The organism is Phenylobacterium sp. (assembly GCF_031425575.1).
GTDB lineage: Bacteria > Pseudomonadota > Alphaproteobacteria > Caulobacterales > Caulobacteraceae > Phenylobacterium.
In genome coordinates, this window is the sequence record NZ_JANPJP010000015.1 from 1 (window position 1) to 14,510 (window position 14,510).

General features: G+C 68.5%; 18 protein-coding genes and 1 other RNA gene. 6 read left to right on the plus strand and 13 right to left on the minus strand.

The window, feature by feature from the left end; translation table 11 throughout:
- The coding region (locus RMO97_RS00620) for a methionyl-tRNA formyltransferase (RefSeq protein ID WP_310538631.1) at positions 1–470 on the minus strand (470 nt) is incomplete at its 3' end.
- Between the two features lie 87 nt (positions 471–557).
- Between RMO97_RS00620 and RMO97_RS00625 the strand changes: the two genes are divergently transcribed.
- Positions 558–890 (plus strand): cell surface protein, encoded by a 333-nt coding sequence (locus tag RMO97_RS00625; protein ID WP_310538632.1) that lies wholly within the window; start codon positions 558–560, stop codon positions 888–890.
- A gap of 43 nt (positions 891–933) precedes the next feature.
- Here the strand turns inward: RMO97_RS00625 and RMO97_RS00630 are convergent, their stop codons facing one another.
- The 4 genes from RMO97_RS00630 to mtnN all read right to left on the minus strand — a co-directional run bounded on the left by RMO97_RS00630 (position 934) and on the right by mtnN (position 4,612).
- Complete coding sequence (locus tag RMO97_RS00630) at positions 934–1,824, minus strand: hypothetical protein (protein ID WP_310538633.1); 891 nt, start codon at positions 1,822–1,824, stop codon at positions 934–936.
- 253 nt (positions 1,825–2,077) lie between these two features.
- Positions 2,078–2,587 carry a peptide deformylase gene (gene def / locus RMO97_RS00635; RefSeq protein WP_310538634.1) on the minus strand — a complete coding sequence of 170 codons (510 nt, stop codon included), beginning with the start codon at positions 2,585–2,587 and terminating at the stop codon, positions 2,078–2,080.
- 14 nt (positions 2,588–2,601) lie between these two features.
- On the minus strand, positions 2,602–3,867 hold the full coding sequence (locus RMO97_RS00640) for a DNA recombination protein RmuC (RefSeq protein WP_310538635.1): 1,266 nt from the start codon (positions 3,865–3,867) through the stop codon (positions 2,602–2,604).
- Positions 3,868–3,877: 10 nt separating this feature from the next.
- Entirely contained in the window at positions 3,878–4,612 is a 735-nt protein-coding gene (gene mtnN / locus RMO97_RS00645) for a 5'-methylthioadenosine/S-adenosylhomocysteine nucleosidase (protein ID WP_310538636.1), read from the minus strand.
- A 59-nt stretch (positions 4,613–4,671) separates the two neighbouring features.
- Here mtnN and RMO97_RS00650 point away from each other — a divergent pair, with 59 nt between their 5' ends.
- Positions 4,672–5,193: a GNAT family N-acetyltransferase gene (locus RMO97_RS00650; protein WP_310538637.1), complete on the plus strand. Its 522-nt coding sequence runs from the start codon at positions 4,672–4,674 to the stop codon at positions 5,191–5,193.
- 51 nt (positions 5,194–5,244) lie between these two features.
- Here the strand turns inward: RMO97_RS00650 and recR are convergent, their stop codons facing one another.
- The gene (gene recR / locus RMO97_RS00655) at positions 5,245–5,847 is read right to left on the minus strand and encodes a recombination mediator RecR (RefSeq protein WP_310538638.1); all 603 of its coding nucleotides are present in this window, start codon (positions 5,845–5,847) and stop codon (positions 5,245–5,247) included.
- Between the two features lie 78 nt (positions 5,848–5,925).
- On the opposite strand from recR, the gene RMO97_RS00660 reads away from it, so the two are divergent.
- Positions 5,926–6,444, plus strand: a complete 519-nt coding sequence (locus RMO97_RS00660; protein ID WP_310538639.1) for a GNAT family N-acetyltransferase — start codon at positions 5,926–5,928, stop codon at positions 6,442–6,444.
- Here the strand turns inward: RMO97_RS00660 and RMO97_RS00665 are convergent.
- The 3 genes from RMO97_RS00665 to ffs all read right to left on the minus strand — a co-directional run bounded on the left by RMO97_RS00665 (position 6,441) and on the right by ffs (position 8,731).
- Positions 6,441–6,767, minus strand: a complete 327-nt coding sequence (locus RMO97_RS00665; RefSeq protein WP_304779592.1) for a YbaB/EbfC family nucleoid-associated protein — start codon at positions 6,765–6,767, stop codon at positions 6,441–6,443. The two genes, RMO97_RS00660 and RMO97_RS00665, sit on opposite strands and share 4 nt — an antisense overlap.
- A 27-nt stretch (positions 6,768–6,794) precedes the next feature.
- Positions 6,795–8,597 carry a DNA polymerase III subunit gamma/tau gene (locus RMO97_RS00670; RefSeq protein ID WP_310538640.1) on the minus strand — a complete coding sequence of 601 codons (1,803 nt, stop codon included), beginning with the start codon at positions 8,595–8,597 and terminating at the stop codon, positions 6,795–6,797.
- 35 nt (positions 8,598–8,632) lie between these two features.
- Positions 8,633–8,731: signal recognition particle sRNA small type (ffs, locus tag RMO97_RS00675), an RNA gene on the minus strand.
- Positions 8,732–8,791: 60 nt separating this feature from the next.
- On the opposite strand from ffs, the gene nudC reads away from it, so the two are divergent.
- From nudC to RMO97_RS00690, 3 genes are all read left to right on the plus strand, one after another.
- On the plus strand, positions 8,792–9,715 hold the full coding sequence (nudC, locus tag RMO97_RS00680; protein WP_310538641.1) for an NAD(+) diphosphatase: 924 nt from the start codon (positions 8,792–8,794) through the stop codon (positions 9,713–9,715).
- A 57-nt stretch (positions 9,716–9,772) separates the two neighbouring features.
- Positions 9,773–10,156: a VOC family protein gene (locus tag RMO97_RS00685; protein WP_310538642.1), complete on the plus strand. Its 384-nt coding sequence runs from the start codon at positions 9,773–9,775 to the stop codon at positions 10,154–10,156.
- A gap of 63 nt (positions 10,157–10,219) precedes the next feature.
- Entirely contained in the window at positions 10,220–10,843 is a 624-nt protein-coding gene (locus RMO97_RS00690; protein ID WP_310538643.1) for a glutathione S-transferase family protein, read from the plus strand.
- A 145-nt stretch (positions 10,844–10,988) separates the two neighbouring features.
- Here the strand turns inward: RMO97_RS00690 and RMO97_RS00695 are convergent, their stop codons facing one another.
- The 4 genes from RMO97_RS00695 to RMO97_RS00710 all read right to left on the minus strand — a co-directional run bounded on the left by RMO97_RS00695 (position 10,989) and on the right by RMO97_RS00710 (position 14,471).
- Positions 10,989–12,365, minus strand: a complete 1,377-nt coding sequence (locus RMO97_RS00695) for a sialate O-acetylesterase (RefSeq protein ID WP_310538644.1) — start codon at positions 12,363–12,365, stop codon at positions 10,989–10,991.
- Between the two features lie 212 nt (positions 12,366–12,577).
- On the minus strand, positions 12,578–12,883 hold the full coding sequence (locus RMO97_RS00700) for a hypothetical protein (RefSeq protein WP_310538645.1): 306 nt from the start codon (positions 12,881–12,883) through the stop codon (positions 12,578–12,580).
- Positions 12,883–13,728, minus strand: a complete 846-nt coding sequence (locus RMO97_RS00705; RefSeq protein WP_310538646.1) for a prephenate dehydratase — start codon at positions 13,726–13,728, stop codon at positions 12,883–12,885. The genes RMO97_RS00700 and RMO97_RS00705 overlap by 1 nt, the downstream gene beginning before the upstream one ends.
- A complete protein-coding gene (locus RMO97_RS00710) occupies positions 13,725–14,471 on the minus strand; it encodes a 3-deoxy-manno-octulosonate cytidylyltransferase (RefSeq protein WP_310538647.1) in 747 nt (248 codons plus the stop codon). The genes RMO97_RS00705 and RMO97_RS00710 overlap by 4 nt, the downstream gene beginning before the upstream one ends.
- Positions 14,472–14,510: the final 39 nt, after the last annotated feature.

Consider the following 14,510-nt stretch of genomic DNA (forward strand, 5'->3'; position numbering starts at 1 on the left):
GCGTCGATGCGCAGGGTCTCCGAGGCCAGGACCGGCCCCTCGTCCAGGCCCTCGGTCATGCGCATGACCTCGACCCCGGTCACCCGGTCGCCGGCCATGATCGCGCGCTGGATCGGCGCGGCGCCGCGCCAGCGCGGCAGCAGGGAGGCGTGCAGGTTGAAGGACCCCAGCCGGGGGGCGTCGAGCACCTCGCCCGGCAGGATCTGGCCGAAGGCCACCACCACGGCGGCGTCCAGATCGAGGGCGGCGAAGGCGGCGATCTCTTCGGGATCGCGCATGGAAACCGGTGTCCGCACCGGGATGCCGCGTTCGAGCGCAAAGGCGTGGGCCGGCGACGGCTTCAGCTCCTGGCCCCGCCCGCGCGGGGCGGGTGGCTGAGAATAGACCGCCACGATCTCATGGCCCGCGTCGACCAGGGCCGACAGGCAGGCGACAGCGAAGTCGGGGGTTCCAAGGAAGGCCAGGCGCATGGCGCTTCGTTTAGCGGCGCAGGGGAAAATAGGGAACCTCAAGCAAGCGTGGCCGTTACCGCCAGGCTTCACCCGGAGATTTGTTCCATGCGCTACGCCCTCGTCGCCCTCGCCGTCGCCACCCTGTCGGTGGCCGCCTGCTCCAAGTCCGAACAGTCCGACGCCGGGGACAACGCCAAGGCCGCCGCCGCCAAGATCGGCGAGGCCACCAAGGAGGTCGCCACCAGCCCCGAGATGAAGGCGGTGGGCAATGACATCAAGGAAGGCGCGGCCGAAGCCGGCGCCGCGGCCAAGGACGCCTTCGCTACCGCCGGCGCCGAGCTGAAGGAAGGCGCCGACAAGGCCGGCGACAAGGCCAGCGAAGCCGCCGCCACCGCCGACGCCAAGATCGACGCCGCCGCGGCCGACGCCAAGAACTAGGAAACCCGAGGCCTTCTCCACTGAGGGAGAGGGCGCCTCACCTTCACCCCGCCTTCTGTCCCGCCTCCAGCCGTTCGAACGCCATCTCGGTGGCGCGGATCAGGCCCAGATAGGTGATGCCGTAGAAGATGCGGATGTCGGCCCGCAGGGCGGGCAGCAGGATCCAAGCCCCTTCCCTTGGGCCCTTCTCGATCCATCCCGCGGCCTCGATATCCCGAAGCACCGACAGGACGTGGCTGCGGGAGACCTGGTAGCGCCGGGCGATGGCGGCCACCGACAGCTCCACCTCCCCCACCGGCGGGAAGGCTCCTCCGGTATCGGCCCTGGCCATCACCTCGAACAGGATCAGCAGGCCCGCAGAGCGCATGGCCAGCGCGTTGAACGCCGCGATGTCGGGGTTGGGCGAGCCCGCCGCCATCATCGCCTGGTCGCCCATCATCGCCATCAGCATGGCGAAGACCTCCGGCTCATCGAACCGGGCCAGCATCAGGTCGACCTCGTCGGTGACGTGGGCCAGGGCCTCGAACTCGATCCGCATCCGTCCCCGGAAGGCGGCCTCCATGGCCGGCGTCGGCTTGTAGGGCCGGCTGTGGCCATTGGCGGCGTCGGCCCGAGTGACGTAGCCGATCAGCTGCAGCCGCAGCAGCACCGCCGTTGCGGTTCCGGCGCTGAGGATGCCGCTCTTGCCCGACAGCTCCCGCAAACGCCGATGGGTCAGGCCGCCGCTGGCGTCCAGATAGAGGGCCAGCACGCCGAGCATGAAACGGCTGACGTCCTTGACGTCGCGGTGCAGGGTCGGCGCCGCATCGTAATAGGCCACCGCCCCGCGCACAGACCTGCGCATGGCCTCGTCCAGCCCCGGCCGGGTGAGGAAGGCGTCGAGCCGGTTATAGGGGAAGGGCCGGTTGTGACCCGGCGGCGAGGTGTCGGTCATGGGCGCCGGGAACGAATCCTCATTTTGGGGACCGTACCAGAAAACGCCATCACGCCCGGTCGGCTCCATTGATATCCAGCGCCCAGGTCCGGAGCGCTTACCGGCCCGCGTAGGCGACCGATCGAACCGCGGCCCTGAATAGGATTATCGGGTGAGGTCGGGATCGGGTCCCGGGGGGGATCTGGTCGGGGCACTCGGTCACGTCCATGACCGGTCGTCCCCTCCCGCGCGGGCGGACCCCTCACGAAGGTCTTTAGGCGGCCCGGACCTGCTTCTTCACCTTGGCGACCGCCCGGTCGCGCTTCAGGCGCGAGAGGTAGTCGATGAAGAGCACGCCCTTCAGGTGATCCATCTCGTGCTGGATGCAGACGGCGAACAGGCCTTCTGCGTCCTCAATCACTTCCTCGCCCTGGTAGTTCAGGTACTTCAGCTTCACCCGGGCGGGGCGCTCGACCTCGTCATAGATCTCCGGGATCGACAGGCAGCCCTCTTCGTAGGGGGCGGTGTCCTCCGACGACCAGAGGATTTCCGGGTTCACGAAATAGCGGGGTTCCGGCGGGGTGTCGGGGGCCGCCAGGTCCATGACGATCACCTGCTTGGGCACCCCGACCTGGATCGCCGCCAGGCCAATGCCCGGCGCGGCGTACATCGTCTCCAGCATGTCGTCCATCAGGGCGCGCAGCGCGTCGTCCACCACCTCGACGGGGGCGGAGACCTGTTTCAGCACGGGGTCGGGAACGACGAGGATTTCGCGGAGAGCCATGGTTTTCAGGTAGGTCAGCCGCCTTTGAGCGTCAAGACGGCGGCGGACGGCGCGTCGTCGTCCGGAGCCTCGATGGCGAGCTTGGTGAGGGGCCGGATGCCGGTCTCGACAGGACCCAGTTCCGGCAACTCCTTGCCCTCGTGGTCCACCTGCAGGTCTTCGAAACGCCGCGCCTGGGTCATGACCTGGGTCTCCAGGGAGCCGACGAAGGAGTTGTAGCGGCCGACAGCGGCCTCCAGGGCCTTGCCGACCGAGGCCGCGTGCCCCCCCATCACCGACAGGCGCTTGTAGAGCTCGCGCCCCAGCTTGGAGATCTCCTGGGCGTTGGCGGCCTGTTCCTCCACCCGCCAGCCGTAGACCACCGCCTTGCACAGGGCGAAGAGGGTGGTGGGCGTCACCACCAGCACCCGCTTGTCCATGGCCTCGGTCATCAGTTCCGGCATCCGGTCCAGGGCGGCGGCCAGGAAGCTGTCGCCGGGGATGAACATGGCCACGAAGTCCGGCGAGCCCTGGTTGAACTGGTCCCAGTAGGACTTGCCCGAGAGACCGACCATGTGGGTCCGCACGCTCTGGGCGTGGCGCACGTAGCAGGCTTCGCGGATCACCTCGTCGGTGGCGTCCTGGGCGTCGAGAAAGGCGTTCAACGAACACTTGGCGTCGATGACGAACACCGCCCCGCCCGGCAGGCGCACGGTGACGTCAGGGCGGCGACGGCCCTCCTCGGTGTCGGTGGAGGTCTGTTCGTCGAAGTCGTAGCGATTGTGCAGGCCGGCCGCCTCCAGGACGTTGCGCAGGGTCTGCTCGCCCCAGCGGCCCTGGACGCCGGCCCCCCGTCGCAGGGCGGCCGACAGCTTGCGCGCCTCTTCCTGGGTCGCGGTCGACGCCAGCAGCAGCTGGCTGATCTGGGCCTTCAGGCCGCCGGTCTCCTCGGCGCGGGTTTTCTCGACCGCCACCACCTGCTCCTGGAACTTGGCCAGGCTCTCGGCCACCGGCTTGAGCTGGGCCTCCAGCCGCGCCTGGGCCAACTGCTCGCGGTTGTGGAAGGTCTCGTCGGCGCGCTTGAGCACCTGTTCGGCGATGGCGTTGGCCGCCTCGGCCTGGATGATGGCGGCGTTGCGCCCGCCCTGCTCCTCGATGAGCTTCAGGCGCGAGGCTGAATCCTGCAGCGCCCAGGACCGCGCCTCGGCCCGGTTGGCGCGGCCGCGCTCCATCAAGGCCCAGGTGAAGCCGATGGCGGCCGCCACGAGGGCGATGACGAGGAAGATCAGCAGGGAGTTCATGCTCCGTTCTTTACGCGGAGTCGCGGAGAATCGCCAGCAGGGCCGGCACGCAGAGGGCCGAGTTGTCCGCCGCCATCTGCGCCATCTCCAGATAGCTGAGGTGACTCTCCGCCCCGGCCAGGTCTGACAGCGTGCGGATCACATAGAGCGGCCGGCTCCAGGCCAGGGCCACCTGGTCCACGGCGCCGGACTCCATGTCGATGGCGTCGGCGCCGAAGGCTGCGTGCAGCTGGTCCCGGGTCACCGCGCAGTTGAGGAAATAGTCGGCGGTGATCACGCCTCCCAGGGCGATCGGGTGGGCAAGCTCTCCGGCGACCGCATCCCGCAGCCTGGCGAGGTTTGCCGCGACCGGCCCCGCCACCGGTGTCAGGGTCGTCAGCCGGGCCGCCCCGATCGGCATCTGCCCCGACCGCGTCGGGGTGAAGGCGCCCTCGAAGACGTGGCCGTAGTCGTGGATGTCCAGCCGTTCCGCCAGCAGCACCGACCCCACCCCCAGCTCCGGGTTCAGCCCCCCGGCCACGCCGGCGAAGATCAGGGTGTCGGCCTGGAAGACCGACAGCAGCAGGGTGGCCGCGGCCGCCGCATTGACCTTGCCCATGCCGGCTAGGGCCAGGGCGAAGTCTGCGCCCTGATGGCTCCCGGTCCAGACCTGGGTCGGCCCATAGGCCACCGGCTGGGAGCTGACCGACAATCGCGCCTGCAGGGCCGCCAGCTCCTCCGGGGTCGCGCACAGGATTCCGTACATGGGCGCCTCGTTCGTCGGCCTGCCGCCGTGCTACCAGATTCCCCCGGGAGGGCGACCTGATGATCACCACGCAACGGACGATCCTGCGGCCCTGGCGCGACGAGGACCTCGACGCCTTCGCCAACCTGCTGGCCGACCCCGAGGTCCAAGCCGACGCCGGCGGACCCGTGGACCGTGACGCCGCGGCGGCCAAGATGGCCCGCTACCGCGCCGCCTATGACCGGCTGGGCTACGCCCGCTGGGTGGTCACCGACCCCGCGGGCGCCTTCCTTGGCTATGTGGGGATCATGCCCATCGACACCTGGCATCCCCGCTCGCCCAATGTGGAGATCGGCTGGCGCCTGACGCGCGCGAGCTGGGGTTCCGGCATCGCCACCGAGGCCGCCCGCGCCAGCCTCATCGACGGCTTCACCCGCTGCGGCCTCGACGAAGTGCTCAGCTATACCGCGGCCACCAACCACCGATCCCAGGCGGTGATGCGCAAGCTCGGACTGCAGCGGGAGGAAACCCTCGATTTCACCTCGACCCACGACGGCCACAGTTGGTCGGGCCTGGTCTGGGTGGCGCGTCGGCCGCTCTGATCTTTCCTGCCCCGTTTACGGGGAAGGGGGACCGCGCAGGGGAGGAAAGGGCTACGCCGGCCGCCGCGCTCGCATCGCCTGCGCGATCGTCCCGTCGTCTAGCCAGTCCAGCTCGCCCCCCACCGGCACACCGCGGGCCAGCATGGTCACCGAGACGTGGGCGTTGGAGAGGCGTTCGGCCAGGTAGTGGGCGGTGGTCTGGCCGTCCACGGTAGCCGGAAGGGCGAGGATCACCTCGGTCACCCCCTCCTCCATGGCCCGCGTGACCAGGGAATTGACCCGCAACGCCTCGGGGCCCACGCCGTCGAGGGCCGACAGCAGGCCGCCCAGGACGTGGTAGCGGCCTCGGAAGGCGCTGGCCCGCTCCATGGCCCAGAGCGCCCCCACCTCCTCCACCACACAGACCAGGGTCGGGTCGCGGGAGCGGTCGTCGCAGATGGCGCAGGGGTCCTGGGTGTCCAGAGACCCGCAGGTCGAGCAGGTCTTCACCCGCTCGGACGCCACCGCCAGCGCCTCGGCGAGCGGCTGCAGCAATTGCTCCCGCCGCTTGAGCAGGGCGAGCGCCGCGCGGCGCGCCGAGCGCGGGCCCAGGCCCGGCAGCTTCGAAAGCAGGGCGATCAGGCGCTCGATTTCAGGTCCAGCGGAGGCGGCCAATCTGGCTCCTGGCGATGCGGGGGCGATTCAAGGGATTGTCGGGTTGTTCCTATGTAGATGTCGAGGGCAGCTCGCGCCATGACCACCCCCGATCTGCCCCACGTCGAGGGCGCCCAGCTGGCCTTGATCTCGGGGTCGGCCGTCGAGGAACTCCAGGTCCTGCTGGAACGCTGCGAGGACTTCGAAGTCCTGGTCACCGGCCATCCGCCCGAGCCCTACGCCGCTCGTGAGTTGCTGGTGGACGCGCCACCCGACCATCCGCTGCGGGACAAGTTCGTCATCGGGGTCTGGACGGACCAAGGGCTGACCGCCGCAATCGACCTGCTGCGGGACTTCCCCGAGCGCCACGTCTGGTATCTGGGCCTGCTGCTCGTGGCGCCGGAGGACCGGGGCCAGGGGCTGGGCGAGCGCATCCTGGCGGCCTTTAGGCCTTGGATCCTGAGCCAGGAGGGCCGCGCGATCCGGCTGATCGTCCAGGACCAGAATCCGGCCGCCCGGCGCTTCTGGGTACGCGAAGGTTTCGTCGAGATCGGGACCGCGACCCAGGAGCTGATGGACCGGACGAACCAGGTCGCCCGCTTCGAACTCAAGCTCTAGAACTTCGGCATCCCGGGCAGGCCCATGCCCGCCAGCGGGCCGGCGGCGTTGCGCATCATTTCGGCCTGCTGAGCGTCCAGCTTGCGCTTGGCGTCGGCGTGGGCGGCGACGATCAGGTCGGAGATCACCTCGCCTTCCCCCGGCGCCAGCAGGCTCTCGTCGATCTCGACCGAGGCCAGTTCGCCGGTGCCCTTCAGGGTGAGCTTGACCATGCCGCCGCCCGAGGTGCCCTCGATGACCAGCTGCGCCAGACGTTCCTGCGCCTCGGCCAGCTTCTGCTGCATGGCCTGGGCCTGTTTCATCAGGCCGCCCAAATCCTTCATCGAACCCTCACTCGCATCATGAACCAGCTAGTCTTCGTCGTCTTCCGGTGGCGCGTCGGCCGGCGAGGCCTCCGGCGTCGGCAGGGTGCGGATGCTGATGATCTCGGCGCCCGGGAAACTCTTCATCACCGAGAGGACAAAGGGGTCCTGCTCGATCTCTGAGCGCACCTCGCGCTCCTCACGCTTCTGCCGTTCCCACTGGCTTTCGGCCCCGCCGCCGCCCTGGGCGGCGATCAGCCACGGCTGGCCGGTCCATTCCCTCAGCCGCCCGATCAGGCGCTGGGCCAGGTTCGAGGGCGCGCCGGGCGCGGGTTCGAACTCGATGGCGCCGGGCCGGAAGCTGACCGGCCGCACATAGCGTTCGACGTCGAGGCGCAGGGCGATATCGCGCTTCTTCTCGATCAGGGCGATGACGTCGGCGAAGGACTGCAGCACCGGCGGCGCCTCGGCCGCCTGGGGTTCGGGCGCCAGGACGCGGGCCTGGGCCGTGACGCTTCCACCGCCCCCCTGGCTCGCAGCGCCGCCCCCGCCGCCACCGCCGCCGGAAGGCGCGGGCGCGCCGCCCATAGCGTCGCCGGTCTGGATGCGCCTCAGCGCCTCCTCGGGCCCGGGCAGGTCGGCGGCGTAGGCCAGGCGGATCAGGGCCATGTCCACCGCCGCGGCCGGGTCCGGAGACCGGCGCACCTCGTCATAGGCGCGCAGCAGCATCTGCCACATCCGCGACAGGGTGCCCGCCGAGACCGCGGCGCCGATGGCCGCCAGCCGTCCGGCCTGCTCGCGCGGCATGATCAGGGCGTGGGCCCCGATGGCCTTCGCGACAGACGCTGAGTGCGCGTGCTCCAGCAGGTCCAGCATCACCTGGCCTGGGTCGGCGCCGTAGCCGTAGAGGGTGCGGAAGGTCTCGATGGCGGGGCCGGGCTCCCCGCGCATGGTCTGTTCGAACAGGGTGATGGTCTGGGCCCGGTCGGCCAGGCCGAGCATGTCGCGGATCAGGGTGGCCGGCACCGTCTGTCCGGGCTCTCCCTGGACGATGGCCTGGTCCAGCATCGACTGGGCGTCGCGCACCGAGCCCTCGGCTGCGCGGGCGATCAGCAACAGGCCCTCAGCGTCGACGCGGACGCCTTCAGCCTCGGTGATCATCTCCAGGTTCTTGACGATCACGTCGGGCTCCACCCGGCGCAGGTCGAACCTTTGGCAGCGCGACAGGATGGTCACCGGCACCTTGCGGATCTCGGTGGTGGCGAAGATGAACTTCACGTGCGGCGGCGGCTCTTCCAGGGTCTTCAACAGGGCGTTGAAGGACGAGGTGGAGAGCATGTGCACTTCGTCGATGATGTAGACCTTGTAGCGCGCCTCGACGGGGGCGTAGCGCACCCCGTCCAGCAGCTCGCGCATGTCCTCCACCTTGGTGCGGCTGGCGGCGTCGAGCTCCAGCACATCCATGTGCCGCCCCTCGATGATCGCCTTGCAGTGCCGGCCCTCCTCGCGGAGATCCAGGGTCGGCTCGTGGATGGCGTCGGTCTCGTAGTTGAGCGCACGCGCCAGCAGGCGCGCGGTGGTGGTCTTGCCCACCCCGCGCACGCCCGTGAGCATGAAGGCGTGGGCGATGCGACCGGTGGAGAAGGCGTTCTTCAGCGTCCGCACCATGGCTTCCTGGCCATAGAGGTCGTCGAAGGTGCGGGGCCGGTATTTGCGGGCGATAACGGTGTAGGCCGCCGAGGCCTCCTGCGGAGGCGTCACCGGCGCGGGTGGCGGCGCTCCGAACATGTCCTCCGTATTGGGATCACGCTCGGGCGTTTCGGGATCGAGCGAGAGATCTTCGTCGGCCATGCGCCCCGCGCCGTTGGCGCTTTCAGAGATAGGATGGGTGGAGACCGAACGACGACCCGGAGCGAAACTCGTTGCGGCTGCTTCCTTCCGGACCTGACCGGGTTGGCGAGGCGTCCGCCCGTCGCCGATCTCCACCCCCTATATCGCGACCTTGAGGCTCGCGCGCAAGCTTGGGCGACGCTAAGAGAGCTTTCATGGCTCTTTCTTCCTTCCAGAACACCTTCGCCGGAAACCCCCTGAACCGCGCCAGCGAGCGCCGGAAGGACGACACCTGGCTCAACGAACGGCTGAAGTCCGACGAATCCCTGGGCATCGCCCTGTGGAACGGCAAGCCCTTGGTGGAGAACAGCAAGGACGGCGGGGTGCAGATCGCCTACCTGCCGGCCAAGATGGTGGCGGAGCTCTCCGGCGGGGCCGAGACCCTGCTGTTCATGGGCCTCTGGAAGGAGACCGCGGTCTTCGCCGTCGACCTAGACGGGGGCGCCGACCCAGCCGACGGGCCGCTCTCGGGCCTGGGCCGGTTCGAGGACCTGAGGGCCTTGGCCACCCGCCTGCCCCACACCGACGCCGCCATCCTGGCCACGGCCAAGCAGATGTTCGAATGGCGCCGGCGCCACCAGCACTGCGCCAACTGCGGCGAGCCGTCCCTGGTGGCCGAGGGCGGCTGGAAGCGCGCCTGTCCCGCCTGCAAGGCCGAGCACTTCCCTCGCACCGATCCCGTGGTGATCATGCTGGCCGTGCATGGCGAGCGCTGCATGCTGGGCCGCCAGGAAGTCTGGCCGGCGGGCATGTTCTCCTCCCTGGCCGGGTTCCTGGAGCCCGGCGAGACCATCGAAGAGGCCTGCGCTCGCGAACTGCACGAGGAGGCGGGGCTGAAGACCTCGTCGGTCGTCTACCACTCCACCCAGCCCTGGCCCTATCCGTCGTCCCTGATGATCGGCCTGATCGCCCAAGTGGAGGACGACGACGCGACGCCGGACCAGACCGAGCTGTCCGAAGTCCGCTGGTTCACCAAGGAAGAGGCCCGCACCCTGCTGGCCGGCAAGCTGCCCAACACCTTCGCCCCCGGCCCCATGGCCATCGCCCACCAGCTCATCAAGGCCTGGGCGGAGAGCTGACTGCTGACAGAGCGCTGGCGGCGGGGTCAGCTAGGATCGTCCAAACAGGGGGCTCGGATGGTTGAACCGCTTTTCCGCAAGCTGGACTGCCTGATGCTGAAGGCGGACGACCTGGACGCCGCCATCGCCTTCTATGAGGGCCTGGGACACGGGGTGATCTGGCGCTCACCTGTCGCCGCCGGGCTCTCCATGCCCGACACCGACGCCGAACTGGTCCTGCACACCCAGCTGGGGCCGGAGGTCAATCTGCTGGTGGCCCACACCGACGCCGCCTTCGCCCGCTTCATCGCCTCGGGCGGCCGTGAGATCCGCGCCCCGTTCGACATCCCCATCGGGCGTTGCGCCGTGGTCATGGATACTCAGGGCAATGTCTTGGTCATGCTCGACCAATCCAAGGGACGCCTGGACGCCGACGGACAGCTTATTTCCAACGCGCTCTAGGATGCTGCCACACTGCTGTCAGCAGGGTGGCCTAGGATGCCTCCACCAACGGAGGAAACAGCCATGTCGGACCAGATCGTCTTCTACACCCACCCCATGTCGCGCGGTCGCATCATCCGTTGGCTGCTGGAAGAGGTCGGCCAGCCCTACGAGACCCAAATCCTCGACTTCGACGCCATGAAGGACCCGGCCTATCTGGCGGTGAACCCCATGGGCAAGGTGCCGGCCGTCAGGCACGGCGACACCGTGATAACCGAATGCGCCGCCATCTGCGCCTATATGGCCGACGCCTTCCCGCAGGCCAACCTAGCGCCCCCGGTGGGGAGCAAGCTGCGCGGCGACTACTACCGCTGGCTGTTCTTCGCCGCCGGCCCGCTGGAGGCCGCCGTCACGGTCAAGAGCCTGGGCTTCGAAGTCTCCGCCGACAGCAAGCGCTCGGCCGGCTGGGGTGACCTGGGCGACGTCATGGACACCCTGGAGAAGGCGCTCACCGGTCGCGACTACCTGGTCGGCGACAGCTTCACCGCCGCCGACCTCTATGTCGCCTCGCACCTCGCGTGGGGCATGCAGTTCGGCTCCATCGAGCCGCGCCAGGTGTTCAAGGACTATGCGGACCGCATGACCTCCCGCCCCGCCGACACCCGCGCCACCCAGATCGACGACGCCCTGATCGCCGCGGCGGCCTGATAGATGCTCCCCCTCCGGGGAGCTGACTGTGGGGACTTTGACCCTCGTTCGGGTCGACGGCATCGACGGCGTCGATCCCCCTAGGGCGTGTCGTCTTTCAGGCGCCCAGTAGTCGGTTCACCGTCCGATGAATTGCACTGACGGCCTAGGCGCCAAATATCCAGCCTGGGCCCAGCGATGAAATTTGAACGGCCTGGAGCACGAGCTGGCCGCCGCCAGTCATGTCGATCACCACGTCGGAACCGGATTGGATGGCGACGTAGGCCGTTCCTGAAAGCAGGTTCACGCGATCACCCTCGGCGAAGTTGAAATCTAGCACAAGGTCGAGCCCCGCCTCGCCAAAGGTGTGGAATGTGTCGGCCCCTGACCCACCAGAAATGGTGTCGTCACCCCGGTCGCCTGAGAGCCAGTCGGCGCCGCTCCACCCAAAGAGCACGTCGTCCCCCTGGCCGCCGCGAACCAGATCCTGACCCGCTCCGCCATCGCAGGTGTCACTGCCGAGATTGCCATAGACGATGTCGTCGCCGTCCTCGCCGAACAGCAGGTCGTTGTCCTTGCCCCCAACCACCCAGTCCCCGCCCGCATTTCCAGCCAAGGTGTCGGACCCCTGGTTGCCGTGCATGTCATCAAACGCGTCGCCGCCGGACATGAGGTCATCACCCTCGCCGCCGCGCATGAAATCCTCGCCCGGGCCGCCGCCAAGGCTATCGTTCGCCGCGCCTCCTAACAAAATGTCGGCGCCCGCCGTGCCATTTAAGACCTGACCGGCGCCTGCTGGCGAGTTGGCCCCCGGTTCGCCGCCGCGCCAGGCCTCGTACGCGCGCATGAAGCTGGCGCCGATCATATTGTACCCCGCTGGGGCATAATGGATGCCGTCGACCTGCAGCGGGAAGCCGTTGGTGTCGAAGCTGGCGGCATTCGGATCGTGACGGTCGGTGGACTGCTGGGCGGCGCGCACCAGCTCCGCATGGGGCGTGGTGGAGGCTATCTGGAAGAGGCCAACCTTGCCGCTGGCGTCACCCATCCACTGCAGCCGCACCGCCGTCAAAAAGCTGGGCAGGTTCGCGGCGTATGCGCCCGCGGCGTCGGCGTGGGTCGCGTCCTCTTCGCCCTGCCCGAAGAAGACTGCGCCGGGGCGCACTCCGCCCAGGCTCGCCCCGGCCTCAGCGATCGCAGCGGACGTGCGGTCGAAGAGCTCGTCACGGCTTTGCGGCGACCAGTCGTAGTGCCAAGCCGCCGGATCGAGCGCTAAGCCAGTGCCGCCGTCGGCCGTCTTTAGGATATTGAGGACTTCGCCCGGAAATTTCGCTCGAAAGTCGAGGGCGAACTGAACCTCGGGACCCCAGACCCCAGATTGCCCGCCGTAGCCGGTGTTCACGCCGGGCTGCATCTGTGCCCAGGCCTTCCCGCCCTGGTCCCAGATGAAGGTCAGCGGGTCGAGGACCCACGGCTTGCTGAGGGTCGCCGCACTCATGAAGGCGCCCCCGATGTTCGACTGGCCGGCGAAAACGACGAAGGCCATGTCAGGACACTTTCACTGCGGTGGAGGCATATTCGCGCTGCAAGCTTGCTCGGCCCACGCCCCGACATAGCCGAGCCGTTAAGCGTGACACAAGCTTAGCTATTTCAATTAGTTGGGTGGGAAGCGCCTTCGAGAACCCAGGGCGCGCCGGTTGGACAGTCTAGCTAATCCCGCGTCTGCCCCTATCGCGCGGCGCACCTGGGGAGGTTCTTCTACCGTCGCAGCGACAGAATGACCTCGACGTCCTCGGCGCGACGGTTTCGCACCTCCATGCGGGCCTGGCCCAGGGCGTTGGAGAGGTCCTTGACGAACTCAGCCAGCGGACCGCCGTGCAGGCCGCGCACGCGGATCATGTAGGGCGGCGCCAGCTCGCTCATGCCATTGGCCCAGATCATCGAGTCCACGAAGGACTCGATGCTGGAGCCGTGCCCGGGCAGGGCCCTGATCTCGGTCTTCAGGTCCTCGCAGAAGGCCTTGATGCTGGGATAGGCCGCACCGTCCATCTCGATGGTGCGCATCAGACGCGGGTCCGGAACGGGTCGGCGGGATAGACGCCGAGGATCTCGAACTGCTCGGAGAAGAACTGCAGCTCCTCGAAGGCCAGCGCCAAGTTGCGGTCTTCCGGGCGGCCGTCCACCTCCGAGTAGAAGAAGGTCGCCGTGAAGGCTCCGTTCTCCATGTAGCTCTCCAGCTTGGTCATGTTCACCCCATTGGTGGCGAACCCGCCCATGGCCTTGTAGAGGGCCGCCGGCAGGTTGCGCACCCGGAACACGAAACTCGTCACGCAGGGGCTGGTGAAGGGCGCCGGCGGCGGCGCCTTGTCCGCGGTCATCACCAGGAAGCGGGTGGTGTTGTTGTGCGTGTCCTCGATGTCCCGGGCCAGGATCTCCAGGCCATAGAGCTCGGCGGCCAGGGCCGGCGCGATCGCCGCCTTGGTGGGATCAGGATGTTCCGACAGCAGCTTGGCCGAAAGCGCGGTGTCCCCCACCTGCTCGGTCTTCAGCTTCAGCCGGCGGATGGTCTTGCGGCATTGGGCGAGCGCGATGGGCATGGAGGCGACGGTCTTCACCGCCTCCAGCTTCACGCCGGGATTGACCATCAGCTGGAAGTGGATCGGCTTGAACCGCTCGCCGATGATCTTCAGCCCCGAATTGGGCAGCAGGTGGTGAACATCGGCGACCCGGCCGGCGATGGAGTTCTCCACCGGGATCATGCCCAGCTGGCAGTCGCCGGACTTGATGGCCTCGAAGGCCTCCTCGAAGGTCGGGTGGGCCACCGGTGTCATGTCCGGGAAGGCCGCGACGCAGGCCTCGTGGCTGTTGGCGCCCAGCTCCCCCTGGAAGGCGATCCGCCCCGTGCTCATGACCTGACTCCGATTTGCCGGGCGAAGGCCCGCGCCCGCTCAAGATCGGCGGGGTTGTCCACCGAGATCGGCGCGCTGTCGACCACCGTCGCCCAGATAGACAGTCCCAGTTCCATGGCCCGCAGCTGTTCCAGCTTCTCCCTCTGCTCCAGCGGCGACGGCTGGGCCTGGGTGAAGGCCTCCAGGGCCGCACGGCGATAGGCGTAGATGCCGTGGTGGTGCCACACCGGCCCGTCGCCATAGAGGGTGGAGCGGGTGAAGTAGAGCGCTCGGCCGGTCCTGCCGTCGGGTTGCATGGCCAGCACCGCCTTGACCATGTCGGGATTGGTGCGGACCTCTGGCGAGGCTTCCTTCTCCACGATGGTGGCGATGTCGCAGGCGGGCTGGTCGCTCAGCAGGGCCGCGCAGGCCGCGAGGTCGGCCGGCGCCACAAAGGGCATGTCGCCTTGCAGGTTGATCACCACGTCGTGGACGCGCTGCGGGTCCAGCTCGGCCAGGGCCGCCACCAGCCGATCGGAGCCGGAGGGCAGATCGGGGTCTGTGAGAACGGCTCGGCCGCCGGCGGCGACGACCGCCTCCACGATCTCCGAATCGCCTGCCGCGACGGCCACCGGACCAAGATTTGCGGCCTGGGCCTGGCGCAGAACCCGGACAATCATCGGTATCCCCTCGATGTCGGCGAGGGGCTTGTTGGGTAGCCGGGTGGCCGCAAGCCGGGCGGGGATCAGGACGATGGGGTTCATGAGGGACTGAGCGAATGAGGGAAAGTGGGAACCGCCCGC